At 49.2% G+C, this 16,246-nt stretch carries 14 protein-coding genes and 1 pseudogene; 10 read left to right on the forward strand and 5 right to left on the reverse strand.

All coding sequences use genetic code 11. The annotated features are described in order from the left end of the window. Positions 1–201: 201 nt before the first annotated feature. The 4 genes from DW037_RS09405 (at position 202) to DW037_RS09420 (ending at position 5,183) form a co-directional block, all read left to right on the forward strand. Positions 202–1,308, forward strand: a complete 1,107-nt coding sequence (locus DW037_RS09405) for an EpsG family protein (protein WP_118373216.1) — start codon at positions 202–204, stop codon at positions 1,306–1,308. Positions 1,309–1,417: 109 nt separating this feature from the next. Next, entirely contained in the window at positions 1,418–2,557 is a 1,140-nt protein-coding gene (locus tag DW037_RS09410) for a polysaccharide pyruvyl transferase family protein (RefSeq protein ID WP_117765767.1), read from the forward strand. 3 nt (positions 2,558–2,560) lie between these two features. Further along, positions 2,561–3,964: a lipopolysaccharide biosynthesis protein gene (locus DW037_RS09415; RefSeq protein ID WP_118373217.1), complete on the forward strand. Its 1,404-nt coding sequence runs from the start codon at positions 2,561–2,563 to the stop codon at positions 3,962–3,964. Between the two features lies 1 nt (position 3,965). Next, a complete protein-coding gene (locus DW037_RS09420) occupies positions 3,966–5,183 on the forward strand; it encodes a Coenzyme F420 hydrogenase/dehydrogenase, beta subunit C-terminal domain (RefSeq protein WP_118373218.1) in 1,218 nt (405 codons plus the stop codon). 362 nt (positions 5,184–5,545) lie between these two features. On the opposite strand, the pseudogene DW037_RS10910 reads toward DW037_RS09420, so the two are convergent. After that, positions 5,546–5,735: pseudogene (locus DW037_RS10910) on the reverse strand (transposase); the annotation flags it as partial. Positions 5,736–5,791: 56 nt separating this feature from the next. On the opposite strand from DW037_RS10910, the gene DW037_RS09430 reads away from it, so the two are divergent. Continuing rightward, complete coding sequence (locus DW037_RS09430) at positions 5,792–6,049, forward strand: hypothetical protein (RefSeq protein WP_199577060.1); 258 nt, start codon at positions 5,792–5,794, stop codon at positions 6,047–6,049. A gap of 391 nt (positions 6,050–6,440) precedes the next feature. Then, positions 6,441–7,412, forward strand: coding sequence for a DUF2806 domain-containing protein (locus DW037_RS09435; RefSeq protein ID WP_158571980.1), 972 nt, complete (start codon positions 6,441–6,443; stop codon positions 7,410–7,412). On the opposite strand, the gene DW037_RS09440 is transcribed toward DW037_RS09435, so the two are convergent. Both DW037_RS09440 and DW037_RS09445 read right to left on the reverse strand, forming a co-directional pair. Next, complete coding sequence (locus DW037_RS09440) at positions 7,409–7,639, reverse strand: hypothetical protein (protein ID WP_118373221.1); 231 nt, start codon at positions 7,637–7,639, stop codon at positions 7,409–7,411. The genes DW037_RS09435 and DW037_RS09440 overlap by 4 nt on opposite strands. After that, positions 7,636–8,349, reverse strand: coding sequence for a hypothetical protein (locus DW037_RS09445; RefSeq protein WP_147352024.1), 714 nt, complete (start codon positions 8,347–8,349; stop codon positions 7,636–7,638). Before DW037_RS09445 ends, DW037_RS09440 begins: the two co-directional genes overlap by 4 nt. A gap of 787 nt (positions 8,350–9,136) precedes the next feature. Between DW037_RS09445 and DW037_RS09450 the strand changes: the two genes are divergently transcribed. Continuing rightward, positions 9,137–10,591 carry a reverse transcriptase domain-containing protein gene (locus DW037_RS09450; protein WP_147352025.1) on the forward strand — a complete coding sequence of 485 codons (1,455 nt, stop codon included), beginning with the start codon at positions 9,137–9,139 and terminating at the stop codon, positions 10,589–10,591. Positions 10,592–10,815: 224 nt separating this feature from the next. Here DW037_RS09450 and DW037_RS10850 read toward each other — a convergent pair whose 3' ends face one another. Continuing rightward, entirely contained in the window at positions 10,816–10,947 is a 132-nt protein-coding gene (locus DW037_RS10850; protein ID WP_255413169.1) for a hypothetical protein, read from the reverse strand. 208 nt (positions 10,948–11,155) lie between these two features. Here DW037_RS10850 and DW037_RS09455 point away from each other — a divergent pair, with 208 nt between their 5' ends. From DW037_RS09455 to DW037_RS09470, 3 genes are all read left to right on the forward strand, one after another. After that, positions 11,156–11,974: a hypothetical protein gene (locus DW037_RS09455; protein ID WP_118373224.1), complete on the forward strand. Its 819-nt coding sequence runs from the start codon at positions 11,156–11,158 to the stop codon at positions 11,972–11,974. Positions 11,975–12,457: 483 nt separating this feature from the next. Next, positions 12,458–13,867 (forward strand): hypothetical protein, encoded by a 1,410-nt coding sequence (locus tag DW037_RS09465; protein ID WP_117635106.1) that lies wholly within the window; start codon positions 12,458–12,460, stop codon positions 13,865–13,867. A 507-nt stretch (positions 13,868–14,374) separates the two neighbouring features. Next, positions 14,375–15,970, forward strand: coding sequence for an SIR2 family protein (locus tag DW037_RS09470; protein WP_117769578.1), 1,596 nt, complete (start codon positions 14,375–14,377; stop codon positions 15,968–15,970). A gap of 6 nt (positions 15,971–15,976) precedes the next feature. On the opposite strand, the gene DW037_RS10805 is transcribed toward DW037_RS09470, so the two are convergent. Beyond that, on the reverse strand, positions 15,977–16,246 hold a 270-nt coding region (locus DW037_RS10805; RefSeq protein ID WP_233542350.1), incomplete at its 5' end, for a hypothetical protein.

Raw genomic sequence — 16,246 nt, forward strand, 5'->3', positions numbered from 1 at the left:
GGGGGAAATAACTAATGATACGGATCGCTTTACACAAGGATTCAATTTAGTCGATTGGTTGAACTCGGAACCTGCAAAGTATTGCTGATGAAGGTAATTCTCTTATTGAGATGCATTGAGGGAAATGGATGTATAGAGTAGTTATTAAAAACAATGTAGATATGTCGCAGCCCGCACCTAAGGAGTAGGGTGACTATCTAAATGTTGGTATATTTGCAGCTTATTGTCTTTGCGGTAGTTTTTGGTTTTGTATTACGGCCTGAACGTTCCGCTTCCTTTAAAAAGACCTATCTTTTAGTCACTTTTTCAGCAATTTTCTTTGTTGCTTCAGTGCGATCAAGTTCAGTTGGTATTGATACTGAAATGCACTGTAGAGCGTTTTTAAGTGCCTCTCGTTTGCCGTTCTCTTCTCTTGTTGAGATGACAGACAGATTTGAGTACGGTTTCCTATTATTTTGCAAGGTTCTTTCACTCATCAGCGGTGATTTTCAGATTCTTCTCGTAGCATCAAGTGCGGTTATATGTCTCTGCACTGCATTATTTATTTTTAAGCTCGCTGATGAGCCTATTTTGCCCACTGTGCTATTTTTGTGCCTGCTGTTTCCGAGTTATCTGAACATCATGCGCGAGGCAATTGCTATTGCAATCGGTATGCTTGCAATAATTGTACTTAGGGATCGTAAGGTTCCTGTATTTATTCTACTCGTGTTCCTTGCCGCCTCATTCCATAGGTCCGCTCTCGTGCTGTTTGCTCTCATCCCTCTCAGCAAGGTTGAAATTAACTTAATGAGCATGACAGTTCTTATAATTGGAGCTATATTCAGCTTTCTATTTGTCAATCCACTCCTTAACGCGGTCGCGGCAGTCCTGGGCAAAAATAGTTTTTATGATGCGGACTTTATGGGGTCAAACTATTTTGGCGCTCTAATTTCACTTCTATTTAATGCCCTGCTCGTCGGCATATTTTTTAATTATCTAAAAGTTGCTGACCGCGCTGAGGGCGTGGCTCAAGGTAAGTCCGTCAGCCTTGCCTTGCGCTGGGGTGAACTGCTCTGGCTTGTCTTTTCCGCCGTCGGTATGAAAGTACAAATTGTTGCTCGATTCGGATACTATTTCGCGCCTCTTGTTCTTGTTGCTTTGCCTCTCGTTTTAAAGGCAGCTAATGACGGAGAAACGCGTTTCGTTCGGTTCTCATTGATTGCGATTTCTGTTATGTATTTCGTTGTTGTTCAATTATTTAGGCCTGAATGGTATGGAATCGTTCCTTATACGGCTGACTTGTCGCGGTTTATGTCTCTGTTTTACTGAGCCCTAAGTATTTAATTGTGCCGTGTGAACTCATTTTTCGTGATCCCGTCGATTCACTCTTGTAATTAATCGTTTACCACAGTAAATAAGTTCTTAGTTAGGATGTAATATGAATAATAAGCTGAAAATGGCTATTAAGTCCGTCCCCTTTGTTTCCGGTATCGCAAAAGGTGTAAATCGCACTGTGGGGATTACGGTGCGTACTGCTATGCATTATCCTGCGATGCGCAAGCTGAACAATGAGCTCGTTGATTCAATGGCTAGACTAGATAAGACTAGCGGCATGCGTATCTGGTATTTTGGGGTGCCCACTCACCCGAATTTGGGAGATCAAGCTCAAAAATTTGTTATTGAAAAATGGCTCCAAAATAATTATTCGGAAGCTGAAATTATTAAAATTCCAAGTAAGGCATTTAACGCCGGTACCAGCAGGATTGTCCGCATGATTCAGAATCTAATTCGCCCTAATGATCTGATTGTCATGCAGAGTGGTCATACGATGGACGGACTCCACGACGATGAGACGCCGCATAGGCTTGCTTCAACTTGTTTTCCCGATAACAGAATTGTTTTTTTCCCGACTTCAATTCGTTTTAACAGCAAACGTGGTAAAGAATTGGACCGTAAGGCAATAGGGTCACACGTTAATACTTTGTTTTTGGCTAGGGATGCCGTCTCTGCACAGATTGCTCGAGATTTGTATCCTCGACTTGATGTCCGTCTTTATCCTGACGTTGTGACCTCATTGATTGGGAAATATTCCTTTGATAACCAGCGCGAAGGTGTATTGCTTTGCGCTCGAAACGATGGCGAGAAGCTGTACTCTTATGCGGCCATCGATAAGCTTGCTTCTGCTCTTTCCGGTCTTTGTGATGTTTCTCGGACTGACACCACCGTTAAATGGGATGGTATCGATCTGGACTCTCATGATGCTTGGACCGGAATCGAGGGCGTCATCGAATCTTATTCGCAAAAGTGCGTTATTGTTACCGATCGTTATCATGGCACGATATTTGCCCGTATTGCCGGAACGCCCGTTGTGGTTCTTAAGACCAATGATCACAAGGTTGTCTCAGGTGCCAAATGGTTTACAGATGCAGGGGATGAGGGGATTGTTGTTGCTGACAATCTTGAGGAGGTCCCAGGGCTTGTGTCCGCTTTCATGAAGCGCTTCCCGGATGGCGTTTCCGCTCCTGCTTTCGCTGCCGATTATTATGATGGTCTGAAATCCGTTATTGAGGAAATGTAATAAATGAAGAAAAGCTATAAGGCACTTGTAAGCGATGCTGCAGTTTTTGCTGCCGGCAACATGCTTACGAAATTGATACAGTTCCTATTGCTTCCGATGTATACCGCACTGCTTACTACTGAGCAATACGGTATTGGTGAGCTTGTAAACAATACTGCCGAATTGCTTTATCCCCTTTGCTGCCTCGGTGTCTATGAGGGCGTGTTTCGTTTCTCAATCGACCGGGACTCCGATAATAAGGCCGTATTCTCTACGGGTATCAGTATCGCTCTTTTCCTTTTGCCAGTTGTGGCAGCTGCGGGAATTTTCGGCTATTCATTTACTGGCTTTGATTACACATGGCAATTGGTCATTCTCTGCTTTATTACTTCCTTTAAAGTGATTTGCCTTCAATTTTCCAAGGGTATCGGTAAGACTCGACTTTATGCCTCATCGGGGGTTTTGGGTGCACTAACGTTGTTCTGTGCCGGTTACCTTTTCCTCGGCGTCTTTGGCATGGGCGTAAATGGCTACCTGCTGGCGCTGATTCTGTCGCAGGGCATTCAACTTTTACTTGTCTTTTTTGGGGCCAAAGTCTGGCGCTTTGCCAGTATGGGTGCATTTTCAAAACCACTGGCTCGAGACCTGCTGCGTTATAGCCTCCCAATGATTCCTAACGCCCTGGCTTGGTGGTTTGTTAATCTCTCCGGTCGTTATATCGTTATGTTCTCGCAAGGCGCCGATGTCGCAGGACTATACACAGCCGCTTCTAAGTTGCCTGCGGTGATGAATATGGTTGTTACCATTTTCCAGCAGTCGTGGCAAATTTTCTCAGCACGCGAATACGATGCAAGTGATTCTAGGAGTTCCTTCGGAACAGTTTTTAAGGTCTTTACTGCATTCCTTTTGTGTGCTGGTTCATTGGTTATTGCACTGACCATTCCACTTTCGCGCATTATGCTTAGCGGTGATTTTTTTGCCGCTTACGTCTTCGTTCCTTTTCTAATGCTCAGTTCTGTCATTAGTGGATATTCGACTTATTTCGGCACTCTATACAACGCGGCTAAGAGCAACGGCATGATATTTGTGACAACTATGGTTGGCGCTTTTGTTAATGTGGTGCTTGGCGCTTTGCTCTCTTTTGCGATCGGGGCATGGGGGCCCATCATTGCTGGTGTTGTTGCCTATGTTTTGATTTCACTCATGAGGGCTTATGACACAAAGAGACTAATTAACATTGATGTTGACATCCCATATCAGATCATTGGACTCTGGCTGCTGCTTGTTGAATGTGTCCTCATTTCATTTGGTTTTGCATTCGCAACTCTGGTTTCTGTCGTCTGCTCCCTCCTCTTCATGCTGTTCACGCTATATAGGTATCGCAGGATAGCTAAAACTCTCTTGAAATCATTGAAAGTAGGACATTAACGTGTGTAATGTAGAGACAATTGGTTTACCAGCTTCAGATAATTGCCTTGGTTGCTCGGCATGCGTGGCAGCGTGCGCTAGGGGAGCTTTGAATCTCGAACAGGATGAGCGCGGCTTCTATCGGCCGGCGGTTGATGATGGGCTATGCGTTGGTTGCGGCGCTTGCTCTAGGGCATGTCCCGTTGTTGGTTCGCCAACCTCACGACACAGGCCTTTAAAGACGATGGCTGCCTGGGACAAGGATCGGGGCCGTCGTTTGGCCGCAACATCTGGCGGTATGTTTATGCTTCTTGCTGATGCCTTTGTGCGTCAAGGCGGCTGGGTGTGCGGTGCGGTCATGAATGAAGATATGATTGTTGAGCACATTGTCTCTAACGATATTGATGTCATCGCCAAGATGCGCGGTTCGAAGTATGTTCAGAGTCGTATTGATGCGGCCCTGTCAGACTGTCTTGATTTGCTTAAACGCGGTGAGAGGGTTCTGTTTTCCGGAACTTCCTGCCAGGTCGATGCGATGCGCAGATTGGCGCGCGGCCGACTTTCCGCGAATCTTATGACGGTAGATGTTCTTTGCCATGGCGCTCCGTCTCCCAGGGTTTGGGGCGACTATGTTTCTTATCGTGAGAGGGAGGCTGGAAGTAAGGCTGTTTCTGCGCGATTTAGGAAGAAAGATCCTTCGTGGACAGTATTCAGCCTTGAAATGCTGTTTGAAAACGGGGATAGACGTTCTTGGTGCACTGTGGACGACTATTATCTCCGAGCTTTCCTCGGTGATTACATTACGCAAAATGCTTGCCATTCGTGTCTCTATACGGGGACTGACCGATTGAGCGATATCACGCTCGCAGATTTCTGGGGCTACGTTTCGGAGTCGCGCGCTGATAGAAATACCGAAGACGGTATTAGCCTTGTTCTTGTTAATTCTGATGCTGGAATGGGTTTGCTTAAATCCGTTGACGGTGTCCACTTGATTGACAAAGAGCTTGGCGAGGCGGTTAAGGGAAACCCCCCTTTGAGGACGGTGTTTCCCGCAAATGGCAGGTCCGATGAGTTTTGGGCCGATTATGAGAAAGGCGGTTTCGATTCTGTTCTTGACGAGTATTTGGGACCGCGTGCTTCTAGTAAAAAGCATCAGCTTAGTCTCTGGTTCAATGATCATGCCTATTTCTTCCCGGGTCCGCTGCGCCGCGCATTGGTAAGCGCGAGGGGTGGAAAATAGCCAGGTGGCTATTTGCTTATGGGACATGTATCGTGTCGGTTTGAGGGGTATTGGCGAAGGCCGGTGCCCCTTTTTAGTCGCGATGGCTCTAAAAGTCTTTGGCTTTCCGCTATACGGATCCTGCTATTTAAAAGTCGTCAAACGGTATACCTGCATTGTTTGCGCATGAAATGATGCCGTCAAGATTCTTTCGCAAATTGATTTAGCCGTCTTCGGCCCCGCCCTCTTCTAGCCCTCCGCCGTTTCCTTCAGCTCGTCCATCTCCTCCAGTTTGGACATGTCCAGGTACCTTCTCTTGCCCCACTCGTGCTCCACTATGTACTTCAGCCTCGCAGTGACCAGCATGAGGACCGAGTTGCCGTCCGGGAAGGTTCCGACGACCCTCGTCCTCCTCCTGATCTCGCGATTGATGCGCTCGATCCCGTTGTTCGTCCTGATCCGGCGCCAGTGATCGGGCGGGAATTCCGTGTAGGCCAGCGTCTCGGCGAACCCGTCGCGCACCGTCCTCGCGGCCGCTCCGAGTTGCATCGACTCCAACTTGTCCGCCACCACCCCCGGCCTTCCTGCCGCATGCCTCGCGCGATTTCCGCGCGTGGATCGTCTTCAACATGCACGCCACGGCCTTCCGTCTGGTCATGGCCGACCTGGCGCTGGCCATGTCGCACGTGAACTCCGAGCCCCGCGGCGCGCTTGGCTTCGCGGCGCCCGCGCGCGCCTTCAGGGCGATGCTCGGGGAGGACGCGGTGGCGTTGCTGGACGCCTGCGGCGTGGGGGACGTGCCGCTCGGCGATCTCGACCTGACGCCGCGGCTCATCGAGGGGGCACGCGCAGAGAGGGGCGATGCCCCACTGGCTGGCCTAGCCTAGAAGAAAAACGGAATAGACGGACCGACCGTCCGGCTGAGTCTGGGAAGAGGTGCCGGGCGGCGGGCGGAGCATGACCACCGGACCTATCAAACACATTTCCACCGTTCCTTCAACTGGGAAAATGTCGCCCCCGGTTCCCGGATGGGGCCTAGGGGGCGTTCGGCTAACTGCGGGAGCGTGCCGTCAGCTCAATGTGTTCGGCTGAGATCGGAAATCAACCTACAAAGTGCGTTAACATCTTTAGTGCGTACGTTCAGATGAATCATAGTTTTACGCATTTCGATAATTGTGTAATTGTATAGAAGTATTCAAAACTAACTGCTTATTTGTTGCTTACGGGAATGAGTGGAATTCAGGCGTGAGCGCTTATTACCTGATGAGGGGAGACGCAATGAATGACTTGCAAAATAACGATATCAAAGCTAATGCCCAGGCGGGCGCTGTAAATATTTCGACAAATGACGTGTCCTTTCAACCAACTGTTAACCTAGGCTTTAATGGACGCGGTGATCTTGCGTCGTTCCCTGCGCGGTTTATTCGTAACGCACGTAAGGCTCTTAACCCCATTGGGGCCGCGCGTGACGAGGCGGAGATGCGGAGTATCGAAGCGAGTTCTATAGCGGATGTTGTTGCAATCTATAAACGGGCGTTTCCGACTTTTACTGATGGCCAGCTATGTTTAATGGCCCATGGTTATAACACGAGCGCTTCTCAGGCAGATAATTTGCTAAATGTTCTTGAGCGCGCGGGAAGAATGTCAGATTCGAATAGAGTTGATGAACTGCCGGAGTCCTGCATTGATCTTGACATTCAGGGAGCTCAGACAGCCTATGACGATGATCTGAGGGAAATATGGGCAAAATTGATTTCGCAGGAAGTATCATCAGGTCGCGCGCGCTCTAAAAGAACGAAGAAAATACTCGAACAAATGGATTCGGAAGAAGCGAATCAGCTGTTTTCAATTCTTCGGTGCTGTCTATGGGCGAAAGTGGGGCCCAATTCGGTACTTACTCCAATCCCGGTTCTCCTTAAAACCTCAGAAGATGATTCTTGGACATACAATGGGGGCACAATTTCATTTGAATCTATCGTCGCCATGGATTCGCTGGGACTACTTTCGTCTAATGACTGGATAACGTTCACGCTTGAGCCTAAAGGCGGTTTGAATCTATTTTCTTCATCGTCTCATGTGCTTCTTATAAATAATAAGGATGAGAAAATCGAAATTACTCTCGGCTATGCCAAATTTTTGAAACCGGGGATAGAGCTCATTGAGATTCTTGACGTGCCGATGGACGATCGGCTCATGTCCGTAATGGATGCAGTTCTGGAGACTGACGTTATTTATAAACCTTTGGACTAACTCAAGTAGATGCACTGGTAGCTCTCGCAGGTGTCCTGGTGGCGCGTGAGGCCGCTTTCGGCCGAGCACCAGTTGAGGTTGTGGTCGTACTCCAGCTGGTCGAGCGTCCAGTCGTGGAGCCAAAGCGCCATGTCGTATTCCGAGCCGTTTGTCTCTTGCCTGCACAGGTCCACGGCGTTGTTGACGATCTGCGTGACGCTTGGGCGGGCGGCGTCGTTTACGGTCACCTCCGCCGTGGTGCGCAGGTAGTAGATCCCCTTGTCGTTTTGGGGTCGTTTCTGTCGTTGTCCATAAAGTAGAAGTGGATGCGGTACGTGCCCGACGCCGTGAAGTCAAAGGTAAAGTCGTGGCCCGCGGTGCCCAGGCTGTAGTAGCTGGCCCATGCCGGGCGCGACGGGTCGCAGACGCTTTCCTGGCTGCCGCCGTCCCAATAGGTGGGCACGTCCATGCGCGCCTTGGCCTGGGACGAGCCGTTGGCTTGGGTTACGTGGAAGGTCGTCGCGGAGCCCGCGGGGGCATCGTTCCACGAGACGGTGAAGGTGACGCCGTTTTGGGTTGCCGTGGTGCTGTTGGCGTAGCCGGTTTGTGACGTGGTGGGGATTGCCTCGGGCGTGGGGGTGGCTTGGGCGAGGATGGATGGGGTGGGGGTGCCGGTTGCGGCGGCGGTGCCAGCATTGGTGGCGTCGGCGCTTTCCGTGTTGACTGCGCTGGTGTCGGTGGATGTCGCGGGGCTGTCCTCTACGGTATCTGCTGTCGCATTTGTGTCGGTGCCGTCTTCGACCTTGCCTGTGCCGCTGCTCGTGGCGTCGGCTTGCGCCTGCTGCTCGGCTGTTGCTCGAGGCTGGATGGCTTCCGCAATGGCTGCCATAGGCATCGTCGCGCCGGCCATGGACGTGCACGCGATTGCGCAGAGCAGGTAGTAAAGGGGTCGTTTCATAGCGGAGCCTCTCGGTGAGCAGCCAATAGGGTCCGAAGGCAGCTCCAGGCCAGCACTCCGCACATATTTTATTGGGGTTAATTTTACGGGAACGCCAGTCAACATCAGCGAGCTTTCTGGGGAATGTTGGGGGGAGGGGGAGGGAGTTGGTCCTCGGCCTCGCTGTGCGCTGATGTCTTTGCCCTCAACGATGTGCCCGTCGGCGAGGAGCGCGAAGCGACCAATCTGAACAATGACAATCCACCCGTCTGTGCATCCAAACTCCTGGATTATGCACATCGGGATTTTCACGGTCTTGTCGGCGATATTGTCTCGCGGACCGTGTGCATGCATTAGCGTGCATGCATTAGATGGAGGAGTCCTTGTATCCGTAGAGGCGCACCAGCATTTTCGATGCGACCGCCGTCAAGACAATTGGGTGTGCATCAAGGCGCTGTTAACTGCATGAGCCGATTTCTTATAACCTGTTTAAGCAAAGCAAGAATGGGGAATAAAGCTAACTGCCCATCGCGAACTGGCGATGGGGTACGCTACTGCCGTCAATATCGCAAACGACGAAATTCCGACGTTCGCAACATTGACACCAGCGTTGCCTGCTGCTAGATGGATAAGAGCCTCGATGGTCATAAGTACCAATTCCTCGCTTTCGTCTAGTATGCCATAGGCAAGCATTGTTTTAGGTGGCCGCGAAAGCGTTGGTTGCACTTGCTGCGCCTTTGATTAGCCTGTCCGGGGAGGGTTAGCCGCCGCTTGTTGATCCGGACAGGTTGATTTATTTGGGGGTATTTTGGCCGAGTTCGATATCACTCGTATTCCTCGATATAGTTCCAAAAGTTCATATGCTCATTTCGATCATAGGGCCTCTTTTGCCGAAGTTCAGGCAAAAATTTTAGATTCAGGGTACGTTTCTCATCATGCGTTCTACCCTCTTATTTCCAACGAGATCATTACTGTTCGGTATCGTGGAGGTAAGCGAAGCTGCAAAGTTCGCAATATCGCTTATGCCTCGCATTTCGATCACCGCGTCTTCCAGTACTACTCTCATCTGTGGTCGGACTTATATAACAAGAAGGCTATTGCCGAAGAGTTTAATGAGGTTGCCGTAGCGTACCGCTCTTCGCTTTCATCAGACAGCGCCGTAACTGCTGGCAGCAATATTTCCTCAGCTAAAAAGGCATTCGACTATATGCGTGAGCAAGATTCGGCTTTTGTGCTTACGGGTGATTTCGAGAGCTTCTTCGACAACCTAAATCATGCCCATCTAATAGCGTCGTTGCGTTCGTTGTTTCCCAGTGGACGCTTGCCGGACGATCACTATCAAGTTATTAAAAATATCCTTCGCTATTCGTGCTGGCCTATTGCTGATTTGGCTGCTCGACATGAATTTCCATGGCCAGTAATCGATCCTACTCGGGAGAAAATGATCAATGAAGCGGCTATCGAACTTCGGTTCAAGTCTATTCGTGAACTTAATAAGCTGGATGTTATCTTGCCAAGGTCTGAGTTTCTTGCAAACAAAAGTAAAGTCATCACCAGGCCGTGGCGGCGAACGGGTATTGATCTCGGCATTCCTCAGGGTCTTGCTGCAAGTGGAGTGCTCGCTAACATCTATATGGCCGATATCGATATGAAAGTCAGGCTTGCCGTTGAACGGGTTGGTGGCTTGTATCTTCGTTATTGCGATGACTTTATTGTTGCCGTTCCAAAATCTGGCTTTGATGCACTTGTAGAGGCAATCAATCTAATGACCGATGTTGATTCCGTTAAACTGCAGCCTGAGAAAACCAAAGCGTTCCGGGTTGATAGCAGCGGGGTTGCTCAGCTTGATTTTGAAAGCGTTCGTACGGGTAAGGTCCTTTCGTACTCCGGTGCACATCCGGCACAGAAAGTTAGCTTCTTGGGGTTTGACTTTGACGGGCGCGTTGTAAGACTTCGACAGTCTACGGTTGGAAGGTACCATAAGCGTCTCCGTGAGGCAGCCAGTGCGATTGCGCGTTCTAATCAGGGGGAGGGAAGGCACGCATCAAAAAAGCGCGTCTCCGCTCTGTATCAACATTATTCGCCGCTTGGTATTAAGGGGAGAGGGTTGTGCCCATCGGCTGGCTCCGACTCTTCTGCATTTTTCCGCTACGGGAACTTTCTTTCCTACGTAGCGAGAGCCCAAAAGGCGTTTCCCAATGATCCGATTGCCCCCGATGAGTCTAAGATTTACAGGAAGATTAAACGCTTGAGTGCTCGGTAGACGATAGTTTTAACGCCAGATCATTCATAGCCATAAATACTTAATCGATATCGGCCAATTCCGATCACTAGGTAATAATTGATGTGCCCTCACGTCGTCGTGGCACGATGTCTCTGAAACTCGAGCCGAACATCAGAATGATATGACAAGAACGGTAGTGTCGCGAAAGTTGGTGTAATGGACTCCTTGGCCCCTGTGTCCAGGATCCGGAATCTATCGATATCCTAGGCCGACTCCACTCTGTCGGCAAGCTCAAGGCTGGATTCGACCATCTTCCCGGCAGTCTTTTCCAGCTCGGCCCAGTCATGACAGCACGATGCTCCCCTTCGCAGCGCCGCGTCGTGCAACTCGGCCATCTTCCTCTCCGAGAAGTAGCGCGAGGTTGCCATGGAAACGGCCAGGATAACCCCGAAAGCGGCCTGAACGCGCCATGGTGCGCGTATTCTAGGCGAAGGCACGGACCCTTCCGAGCCAGGACGGGCCGCTCGCTCGGCCAACTTTGGCGTACCCTGCTGGAACGGCTTCCGTCAACATCCGTAAAACTACCGCAAAGAGGAGGCCACAGTGATAGATAAGAGGCTTATTGAAGCCGTTCCCGGAGCCGAGAGACTTAAATCCGCAATGATTACCCCAGAATTGTTTGTTAAGGACCTCATGCAAGACTATTCTGGGCGTCCGTTATATACATACGAGGAATGGACGCGCGAGCCCATCAACCACTCTAACGCTTTCAAGGAACTGACCAGAGGTGCGGAGTTTCATGCGCCCGTATCCGAGGCAAATGGGGAGTGTGATGCGGTATCAGACGCGTATCAGTTAGATTTCAAGCTCATCTTCGGAAAATCCATGATGCGCGCCGTAAGTCTCACTTCGTCAAGGCGAGTTTCAGACCGCGGAATAACTTTAGAACAACTTTGCAGAAGTCATGTAAAAGAACAGAGAGGCTTACGCCTGCATGCAATTCTCAGGGATTACAGCCTCGCCAAGCTTGACGAGCTTCTAAAAACTGAGAGTAATAAACAATTGAGCGAAGAAGACCGTGAGGCCCGAGGACTTCTTCGCTCAATCAGTCATTCGAAAAACTTGCTGCTAATTTATCCTTGCCGCTTTGAAGGCATCGACAGACTGCCTGAACTTGAGGAAACCGCCAACGCCGCACTTTACTATGACTTCCGGAACGTGCTCGACGTCCGACGGATACACCATCCCGGCAAGGACACCTTCCTTTCATATTTTTGCGACGACCGCATGGTTGTCACAAGAGCGAGCGGGCACGGCCTATCCAAGTTCGACGATATCATGGTCGCAAAAAGCAGAACATACATGGATATTATGCGTATGCGTGATCCCGGAGAGTATCAAAGGCTGTTGAAACTTGTTTAACCGACCGCAAGGGCTAGTTTTGTGGACATCAACCCAAGATGGGACCTGCCAAGAGGACCGGACGCCGCTGCGTTCGGACTCGTTTTTCTGCATTCAAAAGCAACGCTGAGCTCGACCTCACGGCTTGCGCCTGCTGCTCGGCGGCCTTCTGAGGCTGAACCCCCTCTGCAATGGCTGCCATAGGCATCGTCGCGTTGACCATGGACGTGCACGCGGTCGCACAGAGCGGGTGGTAAAGGGGGCGTTTCATAGCGGAGCCTCTCGGTGTGCAGCCAATAGGGTCCGAAGGCAGTTTCAGGCCGGCACTCCGCACATTTTTTGTTGGGGTTTTACGGGAACCCCAGTCAACATCAGCGACCTTTCTGGGGTATGTTGGTTGATCCGGGGTGCGCAAAACAACAGTTTCAAATATTGTTGCTTCCTGTTCAATTCTGTCTATCTACAATTAATCGCAAGCGTATGACCTGAGGAGATTGTTTACAGGTGGAATCGGTCACTATTCATTGGATTGTCTTTTATGTCTTTATCGGTTTGTCGAGCGTTCAGCTTGTCCGCTTTGCTGGGCCCTTGGCGATCGGAGGGCAATACACCGTCGAAGAACTGTATCCCTCCGATGAGTCGGGCAGGCTGAACGTTGCCTACCGAATTCTCGCTCCAACAATTTGTTGCCAGCTCCCGGTGTTTATTATGGCTGCGATTTGCGATGCGTTTTCAGTTCCAGGTCCTTCGCTGCGATACATGCCTACCCTTTTCTATTGGTTGTTTCTTGGGGTAATCAAGCATGCAAGGGGTAAATTGCGGTACCGGACTCTTCCTTTCTCATTCGAGGCGTTCATGTCTCTTTTGCTGTCCGTCGCATTCGATCACTTTGTTATCGATGGCTATCTCGGAGGCCAGGGGCTAGATGTGCTTGATACTTCGAGTATTGCCTTTGAGTTTGAGCTGGCATTATTTGGTGTTGTGACCTTTTGGATTTCAACCTTTTTTAAGCGTTATCAAATTAAGTTTAGCCGTGTGTACTCAAATGCCGCTCCATCATATGTCGTTCCTTCGGACTCCGTATTTGGTTACTCTTCAATCGATACGGGTGAGGCCAGGCTCTTCTCATACGAGCGCGAATATGGCGATCTCTTACCTCAGCGATTTTCAAGTGATCTTCTGTTGAGAAGTGTTTTCTTTGCAATTATGGCGATTGAGGACGGGAATCGGCCCGAGTTTATCCGAACGATCGAGCGCATGGCAGCTCATTTCCATTTGGCAAAAACCACTGGAATAATGCAGCAGACGAGCGATGCTCCTTTGTCTGATATGGATAGCGTTAAACTCGCAATTCCCTATATTGAGCGCATGTGGGACCAGTTTCTTGTTGAATTCGCCCGTTCTGCCGAAGGGGCAGGGGGAGACGCCCTACGAATCTTCAAGTGTTACTACACCTACGATTACTGTATGTTGTCGCGGACTATCCGCAATCATTTTGCGCCGTTTTACGGGGACTATTGTGGAACGAGATTACTTAATGCTAATCGCGTATTTTGCGATGTTCTTGAATTTGAGGAAAGGCAGCGCTACGGATTGCTTCCAAAGACGGTTTCTGCGACTGGATCGATATGCGCCACTGAGCTTGGATGGCTTTCTGGGGAGTACTGTTATTGGGCCGATTACAATACGGTTGTATCCTGCCTGAATGAAAATGATGGCAATGGCGTTAAACTGGTCAGCAAAAATGATGTGAATAAAACCCAGATAACCGAGACGACCTTAAGGCTTAAGGAGCAAGGTGTTTCCGTTCTTGAGGCCAAGTATGTGCCCGGCGCTTCGGCGACCATCGTGTGCATCGGCGATTCCTCGAAGATTTCGAGTACTGTCGGTAGTGACTGGATGGTTGTTAGCTAGGTGAATCATCTTTGCCTTTCCGCATATTGATTGCGCATTCTCGTGCACGGACGCGAAAATGCTTCGCATTAGTTTCAACGCGAAGAGTATTTGCTACATGATTAACTTTTTTGGATGCGCAATTACTGCGCATCTAGGTTAACATCCAGTTAGTGATGCAGTTGTCGTGGGCTCTACGTGAGGCGATGACAAAGGAGGGTCGTTGTTTGGTTGTTATCGGCAACGGCCCTTTGATTTTAGGAGTTACTTTGGCGATGGAATTTTAGACTTTCGCTCAACTTATCGAACTCCTAGAGAGTCATGGCGTTCTAACTGATGCCGCTGCGCTAGATTGCCTGAGGCGCGAAATGATTATTTGCTCGTCGGAACACTGCTAAATATTGGGTCACCTGTGCGGTTCGAATTTTCAATTGTCGAGCAGCTTTGTCTCCGATGAAGTCTTGCAATTCTAGTAAAATCCAAACATATGTTCTATACTTATGGAAGTAGCTTGTTTGGAGGCGCTAGATGGAAGTCGGAAGAGATGACATTGTAGAAAGCGTTGTACGTTTGATAAATGGGGTGGGGCGTAGCCCATATTTATTCGTCGGCTCGGGCTTTTCCCGTAGATACATGGGTACCGACGATTGGGTTGGTTTGTTAAGGCACCTCTGTTCCCGTCTTTCCGATGATCCCTTTCGGCTTGACTCGTACCTGGCACGTTGTCCAGATGAGTCTGACAATAGCGCATTGCCCTCTGCCGCGACGATGCTTGATAAGGATATGCGCATAGCTGTTCTTGAGGACCCTCGCTTCGCTTCTTTTAGAAACGATCATGTAGAGGACATTCGTCAGCGTAAATCTATTTTAAAGATCATGGCGGCCGAGAGGTTATCCTCGTTCAAACCTGAATATATGACGCATGAGCTTGATATCTTGAGAGAGGTTGGCAGGCGGCGTATCTCTGGAGTTATAACAACCAACTATGACTGTCTCCTGGAGTCGCTATTTCCCGAGTTTAAAGTTTTTGTTGGCCAAGACGATCTCGTCTTTCACAGAACTTTTGAAATGGGTGAAATCTATAAGATCCACGGTTCTATGGATAATCCTGAATCTATGGTTCTTGAGGAGGCAGATTACGCAAAACTCGCCGAAACACAGGATTACTTGGCTGCCAAGTTGTTAACTATTTTTATGGAATACCCAATTATTTTTATCGGTTATTCCCTTAACGACCCCGATATCCAAGCTATCCTCATGTCGATTTCGCGCTGCCTCGGTTCTAACAATCTTGCGTTGCTTAGAAAGCGCTTTATCTTCCTTACTAGGGGAGAAAACGCAACCTCAACTCATTCGTTTACCTTTCCAGGTATTGGCGAGATAAGCATGACCGAGATTAGGACGAACGATTTTGGTGCAGTGTATGAAGCAATTGGACAATCCAAATGCTCCTTCTCGCCCAGGATCATTCGTGAGCTTCGCAGGAGCATCTACGCCTTGGCTGATGAGGGCGATCCGAATGACTCTCTGGTAGTTGAAGCGAGTTTTAGCGACCTCGAGAGACTTCCGGAGGGACAGCATCTTGTGCTGGGTATCGGTGTTGCGAATGCTTCTTTAGGGCACGGGCATATGGTCAAAGCCGAACTTCTATATCGTGATGTTGTGTTTGATGACGAACATGTTGCTCCTAAGCTTGCCGTCGAGGAATACCTTCCTTCGCTTCTTGCTTCTAACTCGGGTGGTTTGCCCATGTATAAGTATTTAAGCGCGTATTCAGGGGAAGTTCTTAATCCAAGGATGCTAAAGGAAATAGATGAGAAGAAGGATTTAGATGCTTTTCTAAACAACAGCCTACGAAAGGCAAAAGGTAGCTATCATCATTCGGGAATTAGACACTCGGTTCAGTCTGTTATAGCTAACGAAGGCTTTGAGGAAGCATTTAAAAAGCTTGTGCTACTTGAAGAAGATGAGATCGATCTAAATAAGTTGCTTGAATATCTGAGGGCGCTCATCATGGACGATCGCAAGATAATCCACGGTAATAGCGAGCTGAAACGGCTTATTAGAATGTATGATTTCCTTAAGTACAAGAAGGCCTTCGACATATCGGCTACTAGTGAGTAATCCCACCTAGCGTCTATGAAGAAGGCCATCTTTGTAAACTATGGCATCTGAGCGTATAGTGCGAACACCACGTGCAAATGCATACTTAATATAACGCTTTCTGCTTGAAATCACAATGGTGTCTGTTTCGACCCGCCAATCAAGGGAAGATAGTGTAGAGTATCTTCCTGCAATACAAAAGCTCTTTGGGAGCTTTAAGGGTGACGCTTTCAAATTGAGAGTGTTGCCCTTTTTTGGCTCTTCGGTGGTTTCTGTGGGAGAGATTCCGGCATAGGC

It is taken from the genome of Collinsella sp. AF39-11AT (assembly GCF_003474585.1).
GTDB lineage: Bacteria > Actinomycetota > Coriobacteriia > Coriobacteriales > Coriobacteriaceae > Collinsella.

What these genes read in the sequence shown, in the direction of transcription:
- DW037_RS09405 (WP_118373216.1), top strand. Translation starts at nt 202, where the DNA reads ATGTTGGTATATTTGCAGCTTATTGTCTTTGCGGTAGTTTTTGGTTTT.
- DW037_RS09410 (WP_117765767.1), top strand. Translation starts at nt 1,418, where the DNA reads ATGAATAATAAGCTGAAAATGGCTATTAAGTCCGTCCCCTTTGTTTCC.
- DW037_RS09415 (WP_118373217.1), top strand. Translation starts at nt 2,561, where the DNA reads ATGAAGAAAAGCTATAAGGCACTTGTAAGCGATGCTGCAGTTTTTGCT.
- DW037_RS09430 (WP_199577060.1), top strand. Translation starts at nt 5,792, where the DNA reads ATGCACGCCACGGCCTTCCGTCTGGTCATGGCCGACCTGGCGCTGGCC.
- DW037_RS09435 (WP_158571980.1), top strand. Translation starts at nt 6,441, where the DNA reads ATGAATGACTTGCAAAATAACGATATCAAAGCTAATGCCCAGGCGGGC.
- DW037_RS09445 (WP_147352024.1), bottom strand. Translation starts at nt 8,349, where the DNA reads ATGAAACGACCCCTTTACTACCTGCTCTGCGCAATCGCGTGCACGTCC.
- DW037_RS10850 (WP_255413169.1), bottom strand. Translation starts at nt 10,947, where the DNA reads ATGGCCGAGTTGCACGACGCGGCGCTGCGAAGGGGAGCATCGTGCTGT.
- DW037_RS09470 (WP_117769578.1), top strand. Translation starts at nt 14,375, where the DNA reads ATGGAAGTCGGAAGAGATGACATTGTAGAAAGCGTTGTACGTTTGATA.